21 protein-coding genes are annotated in these 22,830 nt (G+C 34.4%); 12 read left to right on the forward strand and 9 right to left on the reverse strand.

Features of this window, described 5'->3' with window-relative positions:
* Positions 1–5: 5 nt before the first annotated feature.
* The 3 genes from OPR35_RS00390 to OPR35_RS00400 all read left to right on the forward strand — a co-directional run bounded on the left by OPR35_RS00390 (position 6) and on the right by OPR35_RS00400 (position 6,314).
* Positions 6–3,470 carry an ankyrin repeat domain-containing protein gene (locus OPR35_RS00390; RefSeq protein WP_265024866.1) on the forward strand — a complete coding sequence of 1,155 codons (3,465 nt, stop codon included), beginning with the start codon at positions 6–8 and terminating at the stop codon, positions 3,468–3,470.
* Positions 3,471–3,486: 16 nt separating this feature from the next.
* Entirely contained in the window at positions 3,487–4,719 is a 1,233-nt protein-coding gene (locus OPR35_RS00395) for an IS256 family transposase (RefSeq protein ID WP_265024688.1), read from the forward strand.
* A 422-nt stretch (positions 4,720–5,141) separates the two neighbouring features.
* Positions 5,142–6,314 carry a hypothetical protein gene (locus OPR35_RS00400; RefSeq protein ID WP_019236757.1) on the forward strand — a complete coding sequence of 391 codons (1,173 nt, stop codon included), beginning with the start codon at positions 5,142–5,144 and terminating at the stop codon, positions 6,312–6,314.
* A 24-nt stretch (positions 6,315–6,338) separates the two neighbouring features.
* On the opposite strand, the gene thyX is transcribed toward OPR35_RS00400, so the two are convergent.
* The 4 genes from thyX to acpP all read right to left on the reverse strand — a co-directional run bounded on the left by thyX (position 6,339) and on the right by acpP (position 10,235).
* Positions 6,339–7,181: an FAD-dependent thymidylate synthase gene (gene thyX, locus OPR35_RS00405; protein ID WP_007302176.1), complete on the reverse strand. Its 843-nt coding sequence runs from the start codon at positions 7,179–7,181 to the stop codon at positions 6,339–6,341.
* A gap of 9 nt (positions 7,182–7,190) precedes the next feature.
* On the reverse strand, positions 7,191–8,468 hold the full coding sequence (murA, locus tag OPR35_RS00410; protein ID WP_264684912.1) for a UDP-N-acetylglucosamine 1-carboxyvinyltransferase: 1,278 nt from the start codon (positions 8,466–8,468) through the stop codon (positions 7,191–7,193).
* Between the two features lie 228 nt (positions 8,469–8,696).
* Positions 8,697–9,968, reverse strand: a complete 1,272-nt coding sequence (gene fabF, locus OPR35_RS00415; protein ID WP_265024867.1) for a beta-ketoacyl-ACP synthase II — start codon at positions 9,966–9,968, stop codon at positions 8,697–8,699.
* A 6-nt stretch (positions 9,969–9,974) separates the two neighbouring features.
* On the reverse strand, positions 9,975–10,235 hold the full coding sequence (acpP, locus tag OPR35_RS00420) for an acyl carrier protein (protein ID WP_007302173.1): 261 nt from the start codon (positions 10,233–10,235) through the stop codon (positions 9,975–9,977).
* Positions 10,236–10,362: 127 nt separating this feature from the next.
* On the opposite strand from acpP, the gene OPR35_RS00425 reads away from it, so the two are divergent.
* Positions 10,363–11,145: a polyprenyl synthetase family protein gene (locus tag OPR35_RS00425; protein ID WP_265024868.1), complete on the forward strand. Its 783-nt coding sequence runs from the start codon at positions 10,363–10,365 to the stop codon at positions 11,143–11,145.
* Positions 11,138–12,010, forward strand: coding sequence for an FKBP-type peptidyl-prolyl cis-trans isomerase (locus tag OPR35_RS00430; protein ID WP_052264717.1), 873 nt, complete (start codon positions 11,138–11,140; stop codon positions 12,008–12,010). The genes OPR35_RS00425 and OPR35_RS00430 overlap by 8 nt, the downstream gene beginning before the upstream one ends.
* Positions 12,011–12,080: 70 nt before the next feature.
* Here the strand turns inward: OPR35_RS00430 and hslU are convergent, their stop codons facing one another.
* The gene (hslU, locus tag OPR35_RS00435; RefSeq protein ID WP_265024869.1) at positions 12,081–13,532 is read right to left on the reverse strand and encodes an ATP-dependent protease ATPase subunit HslU; all 1,452 of its coding nucleotides are present in this window, start codon (positions 13,530–13,532) and stop codon (positions 12,081–12,083) included.
* Position 13,533: 1 nt separating this feature from the next.
* Positions 13,534–14,088: an ATP-dependent protease subunit HslV gene (gene hslV / locus OPR35_RS00440; RefSeq protein ID WP_010406442.1), complete on the reverse strand. Its 555-nt coding sequence runs from the start codon at positions 14,086–14,088 to the stop codon at positions 13,534–13,536.
* An 82-nt stretch (positions 14,089–14,170) separates the two neighbouring features.
* On the opposite strand from hslV, the gene gshA reads away from it, so the two are divergent.
* A complete protein-coding gene (gene gshA, locus OPR35_RS00445; protein WP_010406439.1) occupies positions 14,171–15,325 on the forward strand; it encodes a glutamate--cysteine ligase in 1,155 nt (384 codons plus the stop codon).
* Here the strand turns inward: gshA and OPR35_RS00450 are convergent.
* The 3 genes from OPR35_RS00450 to OPR35_RS00460 all read right to left on the reverse strand — a co-directional run bounded on the left by OPR35_RS00450 (position 15,322) and on the right by OPR35_RS00460 (position 17,892).
* On the reverse strand, positions 15,322–16,122 hold the full coding sequence (locus tag OPR35_RS00450; protein WP_019236750.1) for a hypothetical protein: 801 nt from the start codon (positions 16,120–16,122) through the stop codon (positions 15,322–15,324). The two genes, gshA and OPR35_RS00450, sit on opposite strands and share 4 nt — an antisense overlap.
* 61 nt (positions 16,123–16,183) lie before the next feature.
* Positions 16,184–17,137 carry a ferrochelatase gene (gene hemH, locus OPR35_RS00455; protein WP_007302167.1) on the reverse strand — a complete coding sequence of 318 codons (954 nt, stop codon included), beginning with the start codon at positions 17,135–17,137 and terminating at the stop codon, positions 16,184–16,186.
* A complete protein-coding gene (locus OPR35_RS00460; RefSeq protein WP_052264714.1) occupies positions 17,134–17,892 on the reverse strand; it encodes a hypothetical protein in 759 nt (252 codons plus the stop codon). Before OPR35_RS00460 ends, hemH begins: the two co-directional genes overlap by 4 nt.
* A 105-nt stretch (positions 17,893–17,997) precedes the next feature.
* Here OPR35_RS00460 and ndk point away from each other — a divergent pair, with 105 nt between their 5' ends.
* From ndk to folD, 6 genes are all read left to right on the forward strand, one after another.
* The gene (ndk, locus tag OPR35_RS00465; RefSeq protein WP_007302165.1) at positions 17,998–18,417 is read left to right on the forward strand and encodes a nucleoside-diphosphate kinase; all 420 of its coding nucleotides are present in this window, start codon (positions 17,998–18,000) and stop codon (positions 18,415–18,417) included.
* Positions 18,418–18,539: 122 nt separating this feature from the next.
* Positions 18,540–19,718, forward strand: a complete 1,179-nt coding sequence (locus OPR35_RS00470) for an aspartate aminotransferase family protein (protein WP_007302164.1) — start codon at positions 18,540–18,542, stop codon at positions 19,716–19,718.
* 68 nt (positions 19,719–19,786) lie between these two features.
* A complete protein-coding gene (locus OPR35_RS00475; protein WP_265024870.1) occupies positions 19,787–21,064 on the forward strand; it encodes an HlyC/CorC family transporter in 1,278 nt (425 codons plus the stop codon).
* A gap of 9 nt (positions 21,065–21,073) precedes the next feature.
* On the forward strand, positions 21,074–21,331 hold the full coding sequence (locus OPR35_RS00480; protein WP_006014634.1) for a DUF2312 domain-containing protein: 258 nt from the start codon (positions 21,074–21,076) through the stop codon (positions 21,329–21,331).
* A complete protein-coding gene (locus OPR35_RS00485; protein ID WP_264336354.1) occupies positions 21,324–21,899 on the forward strand; it encodes a UbiX family flavin prenyltransferase in 576 nt (191 codons plus the stop codon). Before OPR35_RS00480 ends, OPR35_RS00485 begins: the two co-directional genes overlap by 8 nt.
* The gene (gene folD, locus OPR35_RS00490; RefSeq protein WP_052264712.1) at positions 21,883–22,770 is read left to right on the forward strand and encodes a bifunctional methylenetetrahydrofolate dehydrogenase/methenyltetrahydrofolate cyclohydrolase FolD; all 888 of its coding nucleotides are present in this window, start codon (positions 21,883–21,885) and stop codon (positions 22,768–22,770) included. Before OPR35_RS00485 ends, folD begins: the two co-directional genes overlap by 17 nt.
* The last annotated feature ends 60 nt before the right edge of the window (positions 22,771–22,830 follow it).

Genomic DNA, 22,830 nt, shown 5'->3' on the forward strand with positions numbered 1-22,830 from the left:
TGGATATGAAATTTAAAACAAATTCTGAATATGATAAATCACAAACTTTGATTAAAAAATTATTTCCAAATAAAGAAAGTATAGTAATAAACGATCAGCTTACAATAGAAGTAAAATATGGGGGATTAGCTAGTTATACCCCTGAGTATATAAAACAAACTGTAAAAGATGCTTACGGAGCCTGGTCTGATAATTTCTATTCACAAAAAAGCGTTCATTCTGGTCCAGTAAAATTGCAGCTTTATGTGCTGAAAAATTACGATGATTACAAAGCTCACATCAAGGAACTTTCAGGTGGTAAGGACCATAGAGAATTATGGGGTGGTGGAACAGTAAGAGCACACGAAGCTGACGGCACGATAGCAAAGACTTTTATTGTTGGAGATGTAAATGGCTTACTTTGTGCAAAATCTAAAATTTTAATGGAAAAAATGAGCGATGCATTTCTTGAGTACTCTACCGGTAATATGGATACAGTACCTGAAGTTTTACGTACCGGTATGAAGCTTTTCATGTGGAGCTATGATGCAGCTAAAAAAGAAAGCACTCGCGATATGCATTATACAAAAGAAGCATACAATAAAATGCATGAATCTGGGCATGATACACCATATAAAATAGCAAGTATGTCTAACGACTATAGAATATCAGATTGCTTAGTGACATTCCTACAAGAAAAACATCCTCAATTCATAAAGCAATTGCTTACTGAAATGTCCTTCGATAGAGTACAAGCGATATCAAAATTCAAACATCTTTTGAATAACTCAGAAGTTGAAAAAGAATTTAAGCAGTGGATGGATGTAAAAAGTGGCGATAAAATTGTGGCAGATCTTGTGCCAGATAGTGAAGTTATGACTTTTGGCGAACACAAGCTTCAAATAAATATAAAATATGATGATGAGGAATTAACTCAGAGCAAATTGAGTAGTGTAAAAAATGCCATCGAGAGTACTATAAAAGATTTTGATTCAGCATTTGGCATTAATAATTCTCAGCCTTGGCACAACATACCAAATAAAGTTAATGTTTTCGTATTTAATACAAAGAGTGACTACGAAAATTATCTTAAGGAGTTGAACGTTAACTATAAAGGCGCTTCTGGCTTAACAGTTCAAGGGCGTGGCTCAGAAGTTCATGTTTATTTTTATCTACAAGACCAATTTGATGACTCGTGTAAAACTTTAAAACACGAATTGGGGCACGCCTTAACTATCATTAATTCCTATTATGGTACAGGTGATGTCTTATCTAAGGCCATGCATGAAGGGGTTGCTAACTATATGGCAAGTTTAGAAGATGGTCGGCATGTCAATGACCACGGAGATAAAGAGGCCTTGATTGCAATAAAGAATAAAGGTCTCAAACCAGATGAAATATTGCGCAATAATATTTGGAGTAATAAAGGGGAACATTATCATTCGGATGCTGAACAAGTGATCAAATTTCTTGAAGATAAACATCCAGATATGATTGATAATTTGCTCAAGAGCCTTTCTAAATCTGGTGCAAATAGGTCTCAAGGTAATAAATTATTTGAGGATTTTTTGACTGAGCTGAAAGGTTATGATCAAGAATTTAAACAATGGGTTAAGGCTGAGCTGAGTGGTGAACAACATATGGAATATAATGTTGTTGAATCTAACAGTGTTGAAAGTTCAACAAGCCAACAAAGTGCAGGCAAGGGTCTATATGGTTATAGCCCAGTACATAATGTAAGTGGTGATAAAACCAAGATAGAAAGTGTCAGTAGAGAAGATTCTATGCAACCTGCTAAAAAAGTGAGTGAAGACGAACAAGGAAAAGCTGTTACAACAAAAGTTATGAAGTATAATAAACAGCCTTTCTTAAAGGTGAATATTGATGACAATAATGTAGAAAACACTATAGGAAAAGTAAACGAGATAAATAAGGTAACAGGTGCGACGAGTTTACATTTTGCTGCTTCATTGGGAGATTTAAGCAAAGTAGCAATGCTACTAAAACACAATTCATATACTGATACAAGAGACCATAATGGACAAACGCCACTACATTATGCCATTCAGTCAGGAAATACGGAAGTAGCAAAATATCTTATTGATCATGGAGCAAATCTTAATGTTCATGACAATTATTATCAGAAAACTAATACTAAATATGTGTATTATAAGACACCTTTACACTATGCTATTGAGTCTGGAAATATAGAGATAGCTAAATACTTAATAGATCGTGGTGCAAATCCTAATATTCAAGATGCTTATTCCAAAACGCCATTATACAGTGCTATTTATTCAGGTAATACAGAAATAGTGAAGTATCTATTAGATCATAACGCAGATCCTAATAGTAAAAGTTATTATACTTTTCCGTTACTTGCTGCTATTAAGCTAGGGAATGCGGAAATAGTTAAGAGTTTAATTGAGCATGGCGCAGATCTTGGTATCAAAAACACGTCAGCTCAAACACTGCTGCACTATGCAATTGAGCTAAAACATACGGAAATTGCTAAATACTTAATAGATCGTGGTATAGATGTTGATACCCGTGATATTAGCTCTGGTAAATCTCCACTACATTTTGCCATGTACATGAAAAATATGGAAGTAGTTAAATATCTCATAGAGCATAATGCGGATATTGATATTCAGGATAGCTACGGCTTAACACCTTTGCATCTTGCTGTTGATCTTGGGAATAAGAAGATGATAGAGCAGTTAGTTGAAAAAGGTGCGAATATTAATGCTCAGGATAATGATGGTTGGACACCTTTAGTTCATGCAGTGAGGCATGGAAAGTTAGATACAATAGAATATCTAATAAAAAACAAAGCTGACGTTGACGTTGTAGGCAAAGATGGCAGGACACTTGTTGAACATGCTGAGTTATGGGCAGAAGAGAAAGGACTAGCAAGAGATGTAATAGATAGCAAAGGCGGTAATGATTCTTATTATCGTGAGCTTTCAAAAGAAGCTGCAACTTGGGAAAAAGCTGGAAAGGATATGCTTAGCTATCTCAAAAAAATTACTATGCAAGAAGAAGAATCTAACGATATAGACCAAATGCCAGCAGATCAACCTGCGAGTGAAGAAAGGAGTAAAAGATCGATAAGAGGAGATGAAGAGAAGCAAGAGGAAACAATTGTTATAGATAATGTGAAACAACATCCTTTAAAAATCAAAGTGGGTGAGGCTGTTGAAATAGGGAAATATAAGGTAGAACTGCAAGTTACGTATGATGATGTAAGAAATTTTTATGACACTATACGTGGTAAATATCATGATGGTAGTGGATACAATTATGAGCAAGTAATGGTTTTGTACAATGAAATTGTTAGGCCAGCATCACAGCATCATGATGAACCATTTACTCTTGCTGAGTCCTATATTGCAGATGGGCATCTATTTATTAAAAATCAAGATTTTGGAATTTTGGGGAATGTTCAAAAAAGTGTGTCAAACCGAAAAAAAAGTAATAAATTGATATAAAAAATGGAGGTTTGATATGAGTCAAGCAAATAGAACTACTGGTTTGGTAGATTATAAAGAATTAGAAACAAATATCCTGTCATCTATACGAGAAGGAAGACCATTGACAGGAAGAGATGGAGCATTAACACCGTTTATAAAAAGGCTGCTAGAGGCAAGTCTGGAAGGTGAAATAGAAAGCCACATGTCAGCTAAAAGTGAAGAAAATAACCGAAGAAATGGAAGGAATGCAAAAACTTTACGTACAAGTTCAGGCTCATTTGAACTATTAACACCAAGAGACAGAGAAGGAAGCTTTGAACCGCAAATAGTCAAAAAAAGGCAAACAAGCCTACATCCAGAACTTGAAGCAAAGGTCTTAAGTACATACGCCAGTGGCATGGGATACAGAGACATAGCTTCACACGTTGAGGAAATATATGACCATAAAATATCAGCAGCAGAGATATCCAATATTACTGATAAACTGCTACCAATAATCAATGAATGGCGCAGCCGTCCATTGCAATCAGTGTATCCAATAGTGTTCATGGATGGCATGTTTTTTAAGGTCAAGGAGGACGGACATTGCGTAAGTAAATGCATGTATAATATATTGGGTATAAATCAAAATGGCAGAAAAGAAGTATTAGGTTTTTATCTGGCTGAAAGTGAGGGAGCTAACTTCTGGTTGGGAGTTTTAAATGACCTCAAAGAAAGAGGAGTAGAAGATATTCTGATTGCATGTGTAGATGGGCTAAAAAGCTTTCCTGCAGCCATCAACAGTGTATTTCCCAGTGCAGAAGTGCAGCTATGTATAGTACACCAAATAAGAAATTCTCTGAAATATGTATCCAGTAAAGATGTAAAAGTTTTCATGAATGATCTGAAAAAAATATATCGTGCTTCAAGTAAAGAAATTGCTGAGAATTATCTGCTTGAGCTGGAAGAAAAATGGGGAGAAAAGTATCCTTTAGTTATAAAATCCTGGCAGAACAATTGGGAAAACTTATCCAGTTATTTTAAGTATTCTGGGCCAGTTAGGAAGCTGATTTACACCACTAATCCAATTGAGGGGTTGCATAGACAAATCAGGAAATTTACTAAAACTAAGGGTTCATTTACTAGTACAAATGCCTTGTACAAACAGGTATATTGTGCTATAAAAAAGGTAGAGCAAAGGTGGATTATGGCTCTCCCTAATTGGGCTTTAACTATGTCTCAACTTGATATTTTCTTTCCAGATAGATTGAAAATTGAGTTGAACTAAAAATGCGGCTTGACACACTTTTTTGAACGTTCCCGAATTTTGAATGATTTTAATGAGATGTTCTATAAAAGTGATGAGTTTATGTAATGTAAAAGGTGGATGAGAATTAATTGATATAAGGAATTAGATCTTTCACTGTCATCCCAGTGTTTCTTTCCCCTGCCATTCCGGCGTTTCCTTCTCCTGTCATCCCAGTGCCCCGACACTGGGATCCAGTGTTCATATAATCTCATCACAAACGTTTATTTTAATTTTAGACCAATACCCAATTTAGAATCAAAATTCCTAGATTCCAGTGTCAAGCACTGGAATCTACTATGCAATTTACTTTTTTATATAACAAATAATATTAATTTATTAATTGACAGGTGGCGTGGGTTATACTATTATTAAGATATATAGTTAATATCTTAATAATCAATATGCCAAAATATGTTAATCGCATTGCTCAATCTATTGTATTAAAAGTCTATACTGATAAGGAACATCCTAGAGTTAAAGTGTTTTATAAAACTGAAGATAGAGAAGATGGACAAGTTGAAACAAGACTCTCAAAACAGGAAATTGCGGAGTTTTTAAATCAATTTGCCAATAAAGGAAAGCACCAAATTTCTATCAGTAAAAATGTAGAACAAGGTATAATTAAAGATATAGAAGGTATACGTAGAGAAAATGGTAGATATGTATACAAAGCACCGGATTTATCAGCTGAAGAACAATATAATAAATTATTTGAAAGTGAGAAAGCTATTCAATTTAATTTGAATACTTTTATGTCAGATAGTATATCTAAAATTGTACAATTAAAAGATAGATTTGAAGAAATTTTAGGTTTTTCTCTCGAAAGAGGGGTATGTCACTCATTAAATTACTTTGTTACTTTTCTAAAATTAGAGAATAGGCAAGATTTTGTTGGATTTCTCGAGTCTGATAATATTATATCTGAACAAGATTTTATGAATTATATTGATGGAAAAAAAGAACAAACGAAAAAGTTATTAATGATGCAGTTTTTATCGCAATTCTTACCTATTCTTGATATTCAGAGCATTGAAAAGCGAGAAGGAGATCCATTTTATTATGATGAGATAATATATAAGCAATTATGTAACGATCTATCTTCAACAAAAGTATGGGTCTATACTAACCAAGAACAAATCAAACGTTTCTTAAATGATGTGAAGATAGGATGCTACTTAGAATTTAGTTATTTTTGCTATGCTTGTAATGAAGAAGATGTCATTGAGGATGAGGGGCATTCTATGTTGGTGTATAAAGCAGAGAATGATAAATACATATTTTTTGACCCTAATAAAGGAGCGGTTGGCTTTTGTCCTGATACAGGAGCTGCCAATTTTACATTAGAGGAAGTTTGTAGGGTAATGGAACTTGCTGTAAACCGTTATTCATATGATATGTATGTTGAAAATTTTGCAGATTATTGCGAAGTTCGTATTGGACTTAGAAATGCAACACTGATTTCAAAGAAAGCTGAAAAACTTTATGAAACAACAGAAAGAACAAATTCAAAAATAATTGATATATCAGTTGATAAAGGTATGAATAAATTGTTGCTCACACCTGCAAGTCTGTGAAAGGACATAACTCGATCTTTTTGGCTATTTACCAAGTATAGACATCAGCTCATTCCATTCTCTTTTACCAATGCCACTTTCTTCTCTCGCAACATTTTCTCCTTTTATTAGCTTGCGAATTATTTCAAGACCAGTTTTTGAAATACAGGCTGATTTTAAGGAGTATTCAATGAAAGCATTATAGGCCAGCGGGACCCATTTCTTTACTATGTCCAACATAACTTCTGCATAGACTCTAATTTCATATTGGGCGTGCTGATCAGCTCTAAGCCTTAAAAAGTGAAGAAGGTTGTGTAAATCTATTTTCCAATAAAACTGAGTATAGTAATTAAGTGTTAGATTAGTTCGGGCAATTTCCCTTGCAAGGCCCTGTTCAATAAATTTCTCATAATGAGAATATACTAAATTAGAATCATTTATTAGAGAATCTATTATTTCTTTTGAAGTACTTGAGTCAAAAGCTTCACCGCTGCCTTGTTTATTATTATCAGATTGTTTTGCAACCTGTTCTGGTATATAAAATTCATTATCAAGTATCGAATACCTTCCGGAATATTCATTCACATTTGCAGTTCTGTGTCTTATCCACTGTCTTGCAATAAAAATTGGAAGTTTCACGTGAAACTTAATTTCACACATTTCAAATGGAGTTGTATGATGATGCCTCATCAAATACTTTATAAGCGCTTCATCTTGATTTATCTGTTTTGTTCCCTTTCCATAAGAAACACGAGCAGCTTGAACTATGGCGCTATCAGAGCCCATATAATCAATCACTCGAACAAATCCATGATCTAATACTTTATGTTCTTCGTATAGAATGTCATCTATTTCTTTTACTGTAGTTCGCTTAGTTGTCTCATTCATAATATATCCTCAAGATGAAACGAAAATATCAGCCCCGCATGAATTGAGTTTTTCGTCCATTGCTTCATAGCCTCTCCATAAATGATGTGAGTTATTTATTGTAGTTTCTCCTTTAGCTACCAAAGAAGCGAGAATTAAAGCTGCTGTTGACCTTAAGTCATTAGCATGCAGATTAGCTCCAGATAAGCTCTTTATTCCACTTATAGTAGCTTTATTTTTTTCGATGCTGATATTAGCACCTAATTTTCTTAGCTCATTTGCATGTGCAAATCTACTTTCAAAAACGTTCTCTTCAATGATTGATATTCCACCTGCAATTGACATAGCAGACATTAGTTGTGGTTGCATATCACTGGGAAAGTTGGGATATGGATTTGTTGCAACGTGAGCAGATTTAATAGAGCCATTTTTTCTAGAAATAATAATACCATCATCATGTAACTCAACTCTGGCTCCTATAGTCTTCAATTCATTTGCAATACATTCTATATCAGACAAACTTACTCCTTCTAACTTTAGCTCGCCGTCGGTAATGATAGCAGCCAAAGCATAAGTACCGGCCTCTATGCGATCTGGTATGATTGTGTGGACACATCCGTTTAATTCATCAACGCCTTCTATTGTGATTTTTGTGTTGTTAACTTCAATATTGGCACCCATAATCTTCAGAAACTCTATTAAATCAAGAACTTCCGGCTCCGTTGCGGCATTGTTTATTGTTGTTACTCCTTCTGCAAGTGTTGCTGACATGATTATGTTTTCTGTTGCGCCAACACTTACTTTTTCAAATGTTATTTCTTTGCCTTGCAATTTTCCCTTTGTTGTTGCAGTTATATTACAGCTATCAATTTCAATTTTAGCTCCCATTGCTTCAAGTGCCTTGATATGAATGTCAACAGGACGTTTTCCAATATTACATCCACCAGGAAATACTGTTGAAACTCTACCAAATCTGCTGAGCATTGGACCTAGCATTAAAAAAGATGCTCGCAGTCTGCTTGCAATTTCATGTGATATTAAATGGTTATTGATATTGCTACAGTCAATTTCCAAAGTATGATTTGCTTTATAGTCTTTATTGCATATAAAATTTACTTCTGCACCAAGACTCTTAAGCAGCTCAGACATCAAATGCACGTCAATTAAATCAGGTACGTTATGCAAAGTTATTGAAGAATTACTAAACAAGCTTGCCGCCATTATTGGCAAGACTGCATTCTTTGAACCATTAATCTTGATTTTTCCAATCAAGGGCTTATGGTTACTTCTTACTAATATTTTATGCATTTAATCAAGCGATAGAACTTATCAAGTAAGTATAATAGGTTAGCGGTAAAAGGCAAAATTTTGCTTTTTCTTCTTCAGTCATTCGAGTAGCTGACACTGGGATCCATTTCTTCATCATCATCAAAATGTTATATTTCAACATTACTTTTATGCTGACCAATTTAACTGGATTCTAGTTTCAGCTACTCGAATAACATTTTCGTAGTCGATTCAAAATAGCATAATTAACTACACCTTTCCAAAGATGAGAGACGCGTTGGTACCACCAAAACCAAATGAATTAGAAAGCGCATATTGAATTTTATGCTCTTGAGCTTTAAGTGGTACAAAATTTAAATCACACCCTTCTGAAGGTTTGTGTAGATTTAAAGTTGGTGGAACAATTCCATTGTTTAATGCAAGGATACTAAATATTGCTTCAACACTTCCTGCGGCACCAAGTAAATGTCCTATAGAAGATTTAGTTGAGGAAACAGGTATTTTATAGGCATAGTCACCGAATAACTGCTTCATTGCTATTACTTCAACTTTATCCCCAAGTGTTGTTGAAGTCCCATGTGCATTGATATACCCAATTTGACTTGGGCTTACTTGTGCACTCCTTAAAGCAAGTTCCATTGCCTTAAGTGCGCCTCTTCCTTCTGGATGTGGTGCTGTGATGTGGTGCGCATCTCCTGTGAGTCCATATCCAGTGAGTTCCGCATATATTTTTGCTTTTCTTTTTTTTGCATGTTCATACTCTTCCAGCACTAATATACCTGCTCCTTCGCCCATGACAAATCCATCACGTTCTTCATCCCATGGCCTTGAGGCCTCTTCAGGCTTATCATTGAATTTAGTTGATAGCGCCTTCATCGATGCAAAACCTGCAATTCCAACTCTGCATAACGCGCTTTCTGCTCCGCCTGCAATCATAATGTCAGCTTCACCGAGTTTTATAGCTCTTGCTGAGTTTATAATCGCATGCGCACCTGTTGCACATGCAGTTACCGCTGAGTCATTTGGACCTATAAATTCGTATTTAATAGAAATATGACCAGATATCAAATTTATTAGACTTGCAGGAACAAAAAATGGGCTAACACGTCTAGGCCCCTTCTCCTGCATGGTAATTACATTTTCCTGAATTGACGGAAGACCACCTATACCAGAACCAATAGCTACACCTATTCGCTCTTTATTAATATTTTTATTTTCCAAAATTAGTGAATCTTCTACTGCCTGAACAGCTGCTGCAATTCCGTAGTGAATAAAACGATCTGTTCTTTTTAGGTCTTTTTCAGAAATATAATCTGGTGGATTAAAATAATGCTCAATGTTATCGGATTGCATAGGCACCTGCCCTGCAACCTGACAAGCAAGATCAGAAGAGTCGAACCTATCTGTATTGATTGCTTTGATGCCAGATTTACCTTCTTTCAGCTTTGACCAGGTGTTATTAACATCTGCTGCTAGTGGAGTAATTAAGCCAACACCGGTAACTACTACTCTTTTGCTCATTCAACATCAATTGTTTGCTTTGTTTACTACATATTCAACTATCTGTTCCATAGTTTCCATTTTTTGCGCATCTTCATCAGGAATCTCTATACCAAATTCTTCTTCAGCTGCCATGATTATTTCAACTGCATCTAAACTATCTGTGCCATGGTCTGAAAGCTTTGAAGAACTACTAAATCCCTCTACATCCTTACTGATGTGCTCTAGTATAATCTTCTTTACTTTTTCTTCTATATCTTCTCTAGTGCTTTTTGCCAATTCGTTCATTTCTTACTAAAAAATAACCTATTCTCTGATGTTATAAGAAATTTTGATGTTTGCAATAGCTTTTATGATTATATAAACTATTAAAAACTTCCTATCTCTTAGCACTCGATAGTTAATAAATTTAAAAATGCTAGACGAAACAACAAAAAATTTGCTTGTTGTAGAAGTGAATAAGCTCTTACCTGAAAATAGCGAGAATAAACTTATATCAGCTATGCGTTATGTACTTCTTGCTCCTGCAAAACATATACGTTCTTTTTTAGTTATAGCATCTTCGTCGATATTCAACATAAAGGTTGAAAAAGCAATAACAGCAGCAGCAGCAATTGAATTTATTCATGCTTACTCCCTCATTCACGATGATCTGCCATGTATGGATAACAGTGACACCCGCAGAGGCCAGCCAAGCTGCCACAAAAAATTTGGTGAAGCAACAGCAGTACTGGCCGGAGATGCATTACTTACCCTGGCTTTTGAGGTATTATCTTTGTTAAATTGTGAGATCATAAAAGTGCTCTCTCAAGCAATAGGAATGAAGGGAATGGTGGGAGGGCAGATTTTAGATATAGGTGCAGATTTTGGCAAAATAAAAGAAATTCATTTGATGAAAACTGCAAAACTATTTGCAGCTTCATGTGAAATAGGGGCTATAATAGGAGGCGCTACAGACAAGGAGCGGGAAGCATTATATAACTATGGAATAAATCTAGGGCTTATTTTTCAAGCCAAGGATGATATCGAAGATTATGAGCAAGATAAAACAAACAATTTAATGTCCGTGCTTGGAAAAAATGAAATGGAAAACTATATAGATAGTCTCTTTAAACAGGCCTCAGATAATTTAATTACGCTTTCAGGGAATACTAGTGACTTATATGATTTATTGAATCAAGTAAAAAAAGATGGTTAGAAAAATTATATTACAAATGTTTATCTCTGTAGTAATGATTCTCACTTTAGCTTCTGCTTTTATAATTACGATTGTTTATATAAACAAAGATAAACCAGAGAAAAGGGAAAAGCTTTACGAAATAAATGCTACACATGGTGGTTTGACACAGATGATAGCAAGTTATTTGGTCAGGCCGATACTTGAATCAGCTCTTGATCGTTATATTGAAAAGCATGGGTTAGCAGAATATTTAGAAGAAATAACACAGCAAAAAGAAGAAGAGATGATAAACTTTTATGAAATTACTGAAGGCAGTGGCAGTAAAGTTTTCTGTGGCCAAGAAGTTCTGCTACAAATGTACAAAGTCTCCAACAACCTAGCAACGCTACTTCCGACTGATGTCAATTTGAAAATAGGTCAGGATTACTTAAAAGAAGTGAGTTTAGGGGTAATAGGTATGAAAGAAGGTGGAGAGCGTGTAGTTACTATTGCCGCTGATGACAACAAAATGAGTTTTAACTCTTATTACATCAAACTGATTGAAGTAAAAGATAAATATCCTGATTCAGTAAATAACCTAATGATTTTTAATGACTTAATTAACAAAACTGGAAAACGAGTAAAATGTGGCGATGAGATATCAGTTCAATATAGCATAAAGAGACATAATGGTGAGTATATAATCAAAGATCAAATAGTGCAGTTTAAGGTTGGTGACAAAAAAATACCACTTGCTATAGAACTTGGAGTTGTGGGAATGAGAGCTGGTAATAAAAGAACAGTTCTTTCTTCACCTGATCTTTTAACTGATGTGTTAACAAAAGGCATAGATTGTGATATTGCAATAATTGATTTAAGCTTGAATTCTACTATTGGAAAATAGCTTGAAGAATTACGAAGTAAGAAAAAATAAAACCTCTTGAATGCTCTATATTACTTAAAGTAGGCTTCCTCTAAAGTATAAATTTAGATAAATCAAGCTGCTTTGAAATTGACTCTAGTTTATCTCTTACATATTTGCTATCTATAACAAATTTTTCACTATTTTTTTCAGAAGCGATAAAACTTATTTCATCCAAAAGCTTCTCCATGACAGTATGAAGTCTTCTTGCACCTATATTTTCCACTTCTCTATTAACTGTAAATGCTATTTCAGCTATAGTCTCTATACCATCATCAGTAAACTCAAGTGTTACATTTTCCGTTTTCATTAACGCTATATACTGTTTTAACAAACTAGATTCTGGTTCCTTTAATATTTTTATTAGATCCTCTTGAGTAAGCGCCTTAAGTTCCACTCTAATTGGCAATCTACCCTGTAATTCTGGTAAAAGATCAGATGGCTTAGATAAATGAAAAGCACCAGATGCAATAAATAATATATAGTCTGTTTTTACGGGGCCATACTTAGTTGAAACAGTTGTTCCCTCAAGTAATGGTAACAGATCGCGCTGCACTCCTTCTCTGTTGACTTCACCTTTTATTTCTGTACGTGCTGCAATTTTATCTATTTCATCTAAAAACACTATGCCTTCATTGCTAACAAGATCAATCGCTTCTTTGATTATCTTGTCTTCATCCATTAACCTTTCGCTTTCTTCATTAATCAATATTTCACGTGCTTCTTTCACTTTAACTGTAATAGTTTTTGTTTTTTTGTTCCCATTAAACATCTTACCCACTATTTCTGTTACGTTCATCACGCCAATTTGCCCACCTGGCATACCAGGTATATCAAAAGTGGGTAGCATACCCTTGCTCTCCCTGACGTTAATAGAAACTTCTCCATCTTCAAATTCCTTATTTCTCAGTCTTTCTCTGAAAACTTTTTTGCTTTCCTCGGTTGCATCTTCACCAACCATGGAGTTGACTATTATCTTTTCAGCCAAACCTAAAGCTTTTTTAGTTAAGGCTTTACGTGCTTTTTCCTTAACTAAAACTATTGCTGCGTCAACTAAATCACGTATTATCGAGTCAACATCACGTCCAACATATCCTATTTCAGTAAATTTCGTTGCTTCAACTTTTATAAAAGGTGCACCAGCAAGCTTTGCTAAACGGCGAGCTATTTCAGTTTTACCAACTCCCGTATGGCCTATCATGAGTATATTCTTAGGTATAATCTCTTCACGTAGTGGAAGTGGGACTTTATTTCGACGCCAACGATTTCTGAGTGCAATAGCAACAGCGCGCTTTGCATCATTCTGCCCGATTATAAATCTGTCTAATTCTTTAACTATCTTCTGTGGTGGTAGATCATCTAATAAAGCTTGTGAGCTTTGAATGCTGCTACTTCCTGTACCTTCATTTTCATAGAGGCTATTTTTCTCATTATAGTCATCATTATTATCAAATTGACCCACTACAGATTGACTAGAAAAATTGGCACACAAAGTTCTTGACATATTACTCCTCTATTTTTTCGATAATTAGATTATGGTTTGTATAAACACATATATCAGCAGCTATCTTCATAGCCTTTTTTGCAATCTCCTCTATTGATATTCCTTCAACGTCAATCAAAGCTTTTGCTGCAGATAAAGCAAAATTTCCTCCAGAGCCAATGGCTGCAATGCCATCTTCAGGTTCAAGAACATCACCCGTTCCTGTAATGACCAATGAAATGGACTTGTCTGCCACGATCATCATAGCTTCTAATTTTCTTAGATATTTATCCATTCTCCAGTCTTTTGCAAGTTCAACACATGCCCTCATTAACTGTCCTGGGTGCTTATCAAGTTTAGATTCTAGCCTTTCGAAGAGAGTAAATGCATCAGCTGTTGCTCCAGCAAAACCGGCAATTACGGAATCACCAGAAAGACGCCTAACTTTTTTTGCTCCAGATTTTATAACGGTATGGCCTAGCGAGACTTGCCCATCACCTATTACTACTACATTTTTGTCTCTTCTAATTGACAGTATAGTAGTACCATACATTTTACTGCTGTCATGATGAATCATTTTTTTGTTATTTTAATTCGTTATATTATATTAAGATTATAACTTATAATATAGTACTTTTCTTATAACATTTAAAGTGTAGATGCAAAACATAATTCATCCAAATCTGGAAAAAGATATAAATAATTGGTTCAAAACAAAATTTAATGGTTTTACATTACCATTTTATAGCTCCATAGATCTTAGGAATTCAGGCTACAAAATTGCTCCAGTAGACGCCAATTTATTTCCTGCAGGGTTTAATAACCTAAGTGAAGTATCAAAAGCGATAGCAGCAAAATTGATAAAAAGCTACTTCGAAACAAAACAATATAAAAAGGCCCTTATAATACCGGAGAATTACACACGAAATAAAATGTATATAGAAAATGTATTTGCTATAGAAAAGGTACTGCAACTCGCAGGTTTTGAAACTAGAATTGGCCTCTTTCATAATGAAACGTACAATTTAATAGAACAGTATGAAACTGTTGTGAAAGAAAACTCTTTGCTGAAGACAACTTCAGGATTTGTGCCTGATATTATTATACTGAACCGTGATATGACGAGCCACATTCCAGACACGCTAGAAAACGTAAAACAAGAGATAGTGCCAAGTCCATTATATGGCTGGCACAGTAGGCAGAAATTTCAATATTTTGAAATCTATCAAAAATTAGTGTCCGAATTTTGTGGCGAATTTAAAATGGACCCATGGCTTATTTCTGTGCTTACAGAAAGCTGTAATGGAGTTGACTTTAATGATGATTCATCACTAGGAGCAGTAGCGACTAAAGTTGACCAAATATTATCTCTAGTGCAAAAAAAATATGAGGAATATGAAATAAAAACACAACCTTACGTTTTTATCAAAGCAAGCAATGGCACATATGGAATGGGCATTATAACAGCAACAAGTGGAAAGGAAATATTAAATCTCAATAAAAAAAAGCGTCATAAAATGAAAAAGATAAAAGAAGGAATAGCAATCAATAGTGTTATTATACAAGAAGGTGTACCAACTATTGACATATTTAAAAGTAGTTCTGCAGAACCGCTAATATACTATATAGGAGATACTCCAACATGTTACTTATACCGATGTAATAGCAGGAAAGATGTATATTCTAGCTTGAATTCCACTGACTGTGAATTTTATGACATCAGCCAAGAAAATAAAACTTTGCCACTTTGGAATATTGTTAGCAAATTAGCAGTGCTAGCATTGGCAGTAGAAATTAAGTCTTTTCATCTCTAATAATTAATTTCTACAATGCTGCCATTATGCTGAATATGGTGAGCGTCATCAAGTCCAGTAGAAGGATCAGTACCATTATTAGGTTGATTGACAAACTTATCGATGTTTGATACTAGATATGCTATACTTAGTATCAAACTAACCGTAACAGTTAAGTTGAAATTATAGATTATGCCACCACCCAAGTCTATTGGTATGGTTGGAAGTTCCATTCTTTTTAATATGAAGCTTAACAAGCCCAATGACAAAGTGAATGTGCTAAAAATAACTTCTTTGCCATATTTAGCAGACTTTTCAGAATCCTTATTATCTAGATACTTCTTCCATGTATAATAACAGTTTATGCATTCTGAAAATAGAAATAGAACTGCTGATGTTAAGCTAATATAACTTATTACATCCTTGTTGTTTCTAGCTAAGAAATGAATGATTTTTGTCTGCATCAATATTCCTATGACACAGTTTGCCAAGAAGGCTAAGCTACCCACAACCTGTATTGGTTTTTCAGGTTCATTTCCCCCTTTACCATTCTGAAGTTTTTTAGATTTATATCCAGCTAAATTGAGACCAAAATGAAGAGCAAATATTATTGATGTTGGTAGTTTTATGAACTTAGAAATATCTAATACAGTGCAAATATTGGATCTGTTGTTATCAATAAACTCGCAACAGAATTGCAATGAAATTTTACACAATATGCCTGTTAAACCTACTGCAATACAATACATCTTTCTAATATCATGATTGTGAGCATCATGTATATTTTCTATAAATGTATTTGGCTTACCTTTTGGCATAAGTAGATAATAAAATAATAACTTTTTAATATTATACTATAAAAATCTAAAAAGAAAAGTGCTATAAATCAGTACTTTGAGAGTGATCTAAACATAAATCGGCCAAGCACTTGATAAATAAGAGATCAGTACTGAGAGTTGGTACGCGAAAGTAATATCCGTCTTTGATAATTGCTTTATACTCTATATCAAGTTCAACCAGTGTTTCAGAATGCTCAGAAACAAAAGATATAGGTGATAAAACTACAGGTATATTATCGTCTTTTGCGCGTGATAGCTCACTTTCAGTGCTAGGCTCCAACCATTTTACAGGGCCAACCTTACTCTGATAACATATTCCCCAATCAAGATCTTCAATATTCAATTTTTTTACTATTAATTTTACTGTTTTTTCTATCTGTGAAGCGTAAGGGTCGCCTTTTTTAATGATACTAAGAGGTAAGCTATGAGCCGAGAATAGGACTCTTGGCTTACCGATTTTGCTAGCTAATTTATAATATTTAGACGTCAGATTAACATGAGCTTCAATAAAGTCTTCATTGTCATAATAATGGTGAATTGTTTTTGTGTTACATTCCAGTTTGGCATTTTTTTGCCAATTCTCGATGGATGATAGAGTTGTGGTGGTTGAATATTGCGGATATAGTGGTAACAGAATGATTTCGTCAGGGTCGAATTGCTTTACGCTTTTAACAACTTCATCAGCAAATGGATGCCAATAACGCATGCAGATGAATATCTTATATACATGGTTTCCATTTTCATTTAATTTTAGTTCTAAAGCATCAGCTTGTGCTTTCGTATTCTCCAAGATTGGCGATTTACCTCCAATGTGCTCGTATATTTCTTGTGCAGTACTTTCTCGCCTTTTGGAGATAAACTTTGCTAAAAGGAAGCGAAAAGGATTTGGTAGATTTATTATTCTTTTATCGTAAAAAAGATTAAATAAGAAAGGACGGACCGCACTTAGTGAATCAGGTCCGCCTAGGTTAAATAAGATTACTGCCTTCTTCACTGACAGCACCTTTCTTCAGGTTTGCCTATAAAATCAGCTACACACTCATCAAGTTTAGTTACAGGCACTAAATTTCTCACACTAGCATACAATAGATGGCCAGATCTCTTCACGTTACTCTGTGTAGATACAAAGTTTCTATCAAAAACCACATCAACACAAAAACTTGGCACTGTTTCAAAAAGTTCAACAGCAGCCAAAGATATCATTATACAGCTTTGTAGAGCCTTCAGAAAAATCGTAAGGGGAAAAAGTAAAACCCTAACAAAGAGAGAGGGAGGACTTTTCATTAGTTGTCTTTGATTAGGAGAATTATACTCAATATGCTGTCTGTTTTTATCAAAGATAGGAAATTTTATAATGTCTTTCTTAAATTCCTGCTCTATTTGTTTCTTGGTATAATTTTCATTATTAGTCATTTTTTTCAATAACTTTTCACGCAAGTGAAAGGTTCTTACAACAAAACATGTTGCAACCATCAGTGCAGCACATATAAGTGCGCACTCGATAAGGCTTATGTTGCCTACCATAGCTGGTAATACAAAGCAAAAAAACAGCGGTATGGCAATCATTTCACCAAATGGAACAACGTTCCTTTTCATCCCAAAAGCGGCACCTTCTTTTAATTTTGTATTATTGTGTAAGCTATACTCTAAATAACTTAAAAATGCCAAATTAAAGGTTAAAAAACCTTTTGTTCCGCAGAAAATTGATGATTTAAGATTATTCACTAGTTTCTTACGACAGTAAACCATAAACTACCCCTTGATGTTTTATTCTTGACTATAAATAAAAAATCTCTTTGATGGAACAAAAATTCACAATAAAGTAAATATACGATCTTAATATAAGGGAATGATATGGCAATTGAGAGAACACTTTCGATATTAAAACCTGATGCAGTAAAAAATAATATTACAGGCAGTATAAATTCTTACATTGAAAAATCTGGACTAAAAATTATAGCACAGAGAAAGATGCTGCTGACAAAAAAACAAGCAGAGCTGTTTTATGAAATTCATAAGGATAGGCCTTTTTTTGGAGAGTTGGTGGAATTTATGACTTCTGGGTCTGTGATAGTTCAAGTTTTAATCGGTGAAAATGCAGTCAGTAAATACAGACAAATCATGGGTGCTACAGATCCAAAACAGGCAGATAAAGGTACAATTAGGGGTGATTTTGCTAATGATATTAGTGAAAATAGAGTGCATGGTTCTGATAGTCTAGAGAATGCTCATAGAGAAATAGCTTTCTTTTTTGCTGAATGTGAATTGGTGTAGTTTTACCTTTTTACATATTAAATTTCTGAATTTTATGTTGAACTGTATAATACTAGCCCAATTTTTAGTTTAAGCAATATTAAGGGAAAGCTTTTTCATGCACAGTATAGATAATATTTAAAATGGATCATGTTGTTAACGCTTATAATAGATCTGAAGCTTCTATAGTTAGAGGAGAAGGAGTATATCTCTTCGATAAGGATGGTAAAAAATATTTAGACTTTGCTGCAGGAATTTCTACAACCTCTCTAGGGCATTGTCATCCATACATTACAGATAAACTGAAGGAGCAACTGGATTCATTATGGCACTGCTCTAATATTTTTACTATTCCTCAGCAGGAAAGGCTTGCTCAGCGTTTAACAGAACTTACCTTTGCCGATAAAGTTTTTTTCTGCTCAAGTGGACTTGAAGCAACAGAAGCTGCAATTAAATTTATTCGCCGCTATTTCTACTTAAATGGACAAGAAAAGCGCAGTCACATCATTACAATTGAAGGAGGTTTTCATGGCCGCAGTATTGCTGCAATTTCAGCTGGGGGAAATGAAAAATCACGCGAAGGTTTTGCTCCACTCCTTTCTGGTTTTGATAAAGTTCCAAGAAATAACATTGAAGCATTAGAAAAGAAAATCAATAGCGAAACAGCTGCCATATTTTTAGAGCCCATACAAAGTGAAGGCGGAGTACATCCATTGGACGTAGAGTATCTTAAAAAAGTAAGAGAGATAACAAAAGCTCAAGGAATAATTTTATGCTTTGATGAAGTGCAATGCGGATATGGACGAATTGGCTCTCTATTTTACTATCAAAATATAGGAGTTGAACCTGATATGCTCACTTGTGCGAAGGCTATGGGTAATGGATTTCCTCTGGCTGCATGTTTAGTAAAAGATTATATAGCAGAAGCAATCACTCCAGGAACTCATGGGTCAACTTATGGAGGTAATCCACTTGCCATGACTGTTGGTAATGCAGTACTCGATGTAATGCTAAAGGAAGGCTTTTTTGACCATGTTAAGAAGGTCAGTAAATATCTAAAAGAAAAGTTGTTGCCTTTGACTGAAGAATTTCCGAAGATCATTTCAGAAGTTCGTGGGGAGGGTTTATTGATAGGGATAGAGCTTAGAGTACCTTTGGCTGATAAAATTGTTAAACAATCTCTTGACAAAGGCTTAATAATGACTAATATTTTAAATAATAAGGTAATAAGAATAACTCCTCCACTTGTTGTTGAGAGTATGCATGTGAATGCAGTGTGTGATATATTTCATGATTTATTTTTTTATATTAAAGATATATAGACTTGCAAATGCTTCTTACAACATATAAAATCAACTCTGTTTCTATATCGCAATAACATCATACTTTAATGGATTGGTTATTGATTTCAGTATTGTCAGCAATTTTCTTCTTGTTGATCTTATCGTTTTTGTTTTCAGGAGCAGAAATAGGGTTAACCTCAATTAGCCGCTCCCGAGTTAATAAACTAAAGCTAGATGGCAATAAAAGAGCTAAGATAATAGAACGCTTGTTGAATACAAAAGAATTAACAATAGGAACAATATTACTGTGCAATACAATTATTAACATTACTTGTTCCGCTTTATTTACAGCAATATTTATACATTTCTTTGAAAGTGAAGGCATCTTTCTTTCAACATTCATGATGACGTTTTGTATTTTGCTATTTTGTGAAGTTTTACCAAAAACTTACGCCATGCAAAATCCTGAAAAATTTACATTGCTTTCTTCTTATTTTATGCTGTTTTTTGTCAAGATTCTTTCTCCATTGACATTAGGCATTCAGTTTATTGTCAATCTCATTCTGAAGTTATGTGGGCTTCATAAGAATAGGGAGGTAATATCTGCAGCAGATGCAATGCGTAACATGATTACTCTTCATCGCAGTGAAGGAACTATGTTACAACAGGATTTAGATATGCTAAGTAGTATACTTGATTTGGCTGAGACAGAAATATCACAGATTATGACTCACAGGAGAAGCTTATTTTCTCTTGATATAGATCGAAACAAAGAGGATTTAATAAGAGAGATTTTAACCAGTAGACATAGCAGAGTACCTTTATGGCAAAAAGAACCAGATAATATTGTTGGAGTGGTTCACGTGAAAAATCTAATAAATGCCTTGCGTGAAAAGGATAATAAAATAGAGATTGCCAAAGTTATGTCAAAGCCTTGGTTTATACCAGAAAGTACGCCACTCAGTGTACAACTTCACAACTTCCGTAAAAACAGGAAACACCTTGCATTTGTTATTGATGAGTATGGAGCACTACAGGGAATCGTAACTCTTGAGGATATACTGGAAGAAATAGTTGGAGAAATTTCAGATGAACATGATTTGATCACAGAGAATTTTATAAAAAAGATATCCGATAATATGTATCACATAGAAGGAAAATCTACTATTAGGGATATTAATAGACAGTTACATTGGGATCTTCCTGATGAAGAAGCTACAACTCTAGCAGGTATGATTGTAAACGAGATAGAGCGCATTCCTGAAGAAAATGAAGAGTTTTCCATGTACGGTTTTTACTTTAAGATTTTAAAAAAAGATAAAAATATTATTACTATGATTGAAGTACAAGTAAAAACTGATAATACTGTAGTAGCAATTAATTAGTTGGGTTCTATGGAAGATACAGTAAAAATAACGGCTGAAGATTTGAAGAGCTATATAGAGAGAATCGAAAAACTTGAACAAGAAAAGAGGGATGTGCAAGATCACATTCGTGATGTATATGCAAAAGCTGCAGATGAAGGTTGGGATATAAAAGTGATGAAACAGATTATTAGGCTAAGAAAGATGGATGATGATGACAGGGAGGAACAGGAAATATTACTTGATACCTACAAACGTGCATTGGGAATGAATTACGAAGGTGAATAGTAGGATTGTAATTGGAATAAGTGGAGCATCTGGTTCTATTTACGGTGTACGGATTCTAGAGGCACTAAAAAATACCAATCATGAAACTCATTTAGTGATCAGCAGTGCTGGAAAAATAACTATAGCTCATGAGATTAAAGAAAAACTTGAAGATATTATATCGCTTGCAGATTTTTACTATTCTGAGGAAAAAATAGGAGAAAAAATAGCAAGCGGCTCGTTTAAAACCTCAGGTATGGTTATTGCTCCATGTTCTATGAAAACAATGTCTGAAATAGCATCGGGGGTGACTTCCAATCTATTAACAAGGGCTGCAGATGTAACTCTAAAAGAAAGAAGAAAATTAGTTCTTATGGTGAGAGAATCTCCACTACATCTTGGACATCTCCGAAATATGTTAAAACTAACGGAGATGGGAGCAATTGTTGCTCCGCCGATGCCTGCTTTTTATATTAAACCAAAATCTTTGGATGATATTGTAAATCATGCTGTTGGTAAAGTATTGAATTTATTTGATATTGCATTACCTGACTTCAAGGAGTGGCAAGGAAATGTCAATTATTATTAACGGTAAAAAAATAGCAAATGATCTCTGTGAGGAGCTATCAAAAAAAATTGATATTTTAAAGAAAGAGTATAATGTTTTTCCTTGTCTTAAAGTAATTCTTGTGGGTAGCAATCCAGCAAGTCAGGTCTACGTTCGTAATAAACAAAGAAAAGCAGAATTAATAGGCATAAGTTCTGAAACTATTGTTTTGCCTGATAGTATCTCAGAAGACGAATTGATTGAAAAAGTTAATACATTAAATGAAGATTCATCTGTGCATGGAATTTTAGTGCAGTTACCTTTACCAAAGCACATCAGTGCAAGCAGAATAATTAATACAGTAAGTGTTGAAAAAGATGTAGATGGCTTTCATGATGAAAATGTTGGCAGGTTAGTTAAAGGTGAAAAAAATTGTCTGATACCTTGTACTCCCAAAGGTTCTTTGCATTTAATTAAGTCAGTTGAAAATAATCTGTCCGGTAAAAATGCGGTAATCATTGGCAGATCAAATATTGTGGGTAAGCCAATGTTTCACCTATTGTTGCAAGAAAATTGCACTGTTACCATCTTGCATTCACAAAGTAGGGATTTAGCTGATTATTGCTCTAAGGCGGATATAGTAGTTGCAGCAGTTGGAAAGCCAAATTTTGTTCAATCAGATTGGATAAAAAAAGGTGCAATAGTGATTGATGTTGGCATAAATAGCATTAACATAGGAAGTCAAAGTAAGCTTGTGGGTGATGTTGACTTTGAGGGAGTAAAAGAAAAAGTCAAAGCTATTACTCCAGTGCCTGGTGGAGTTGGCCCGATGACAATAGCATTTCTTATGATCAACACTTTAGTTGCTGCTTGCTTACAGAAGGGAGTTGATCCTTCTGATTTTATTGCTTAAGGTTTAGCTTAATGTTAGCATAAACAGAATACCTTTGCAAATAGCACATATATAGCACCA

Origin of the sequence: Wolbachia endosymbiont (group B) of Protocalliphora azurea, from assembly GCF_947251865.1 — a bacterium.
Lineage (GTDB): Bacteria > Pseudomonadota > Alphaproteobacteria > Rickettsiales > Anaplasmataceae > Wolbachia.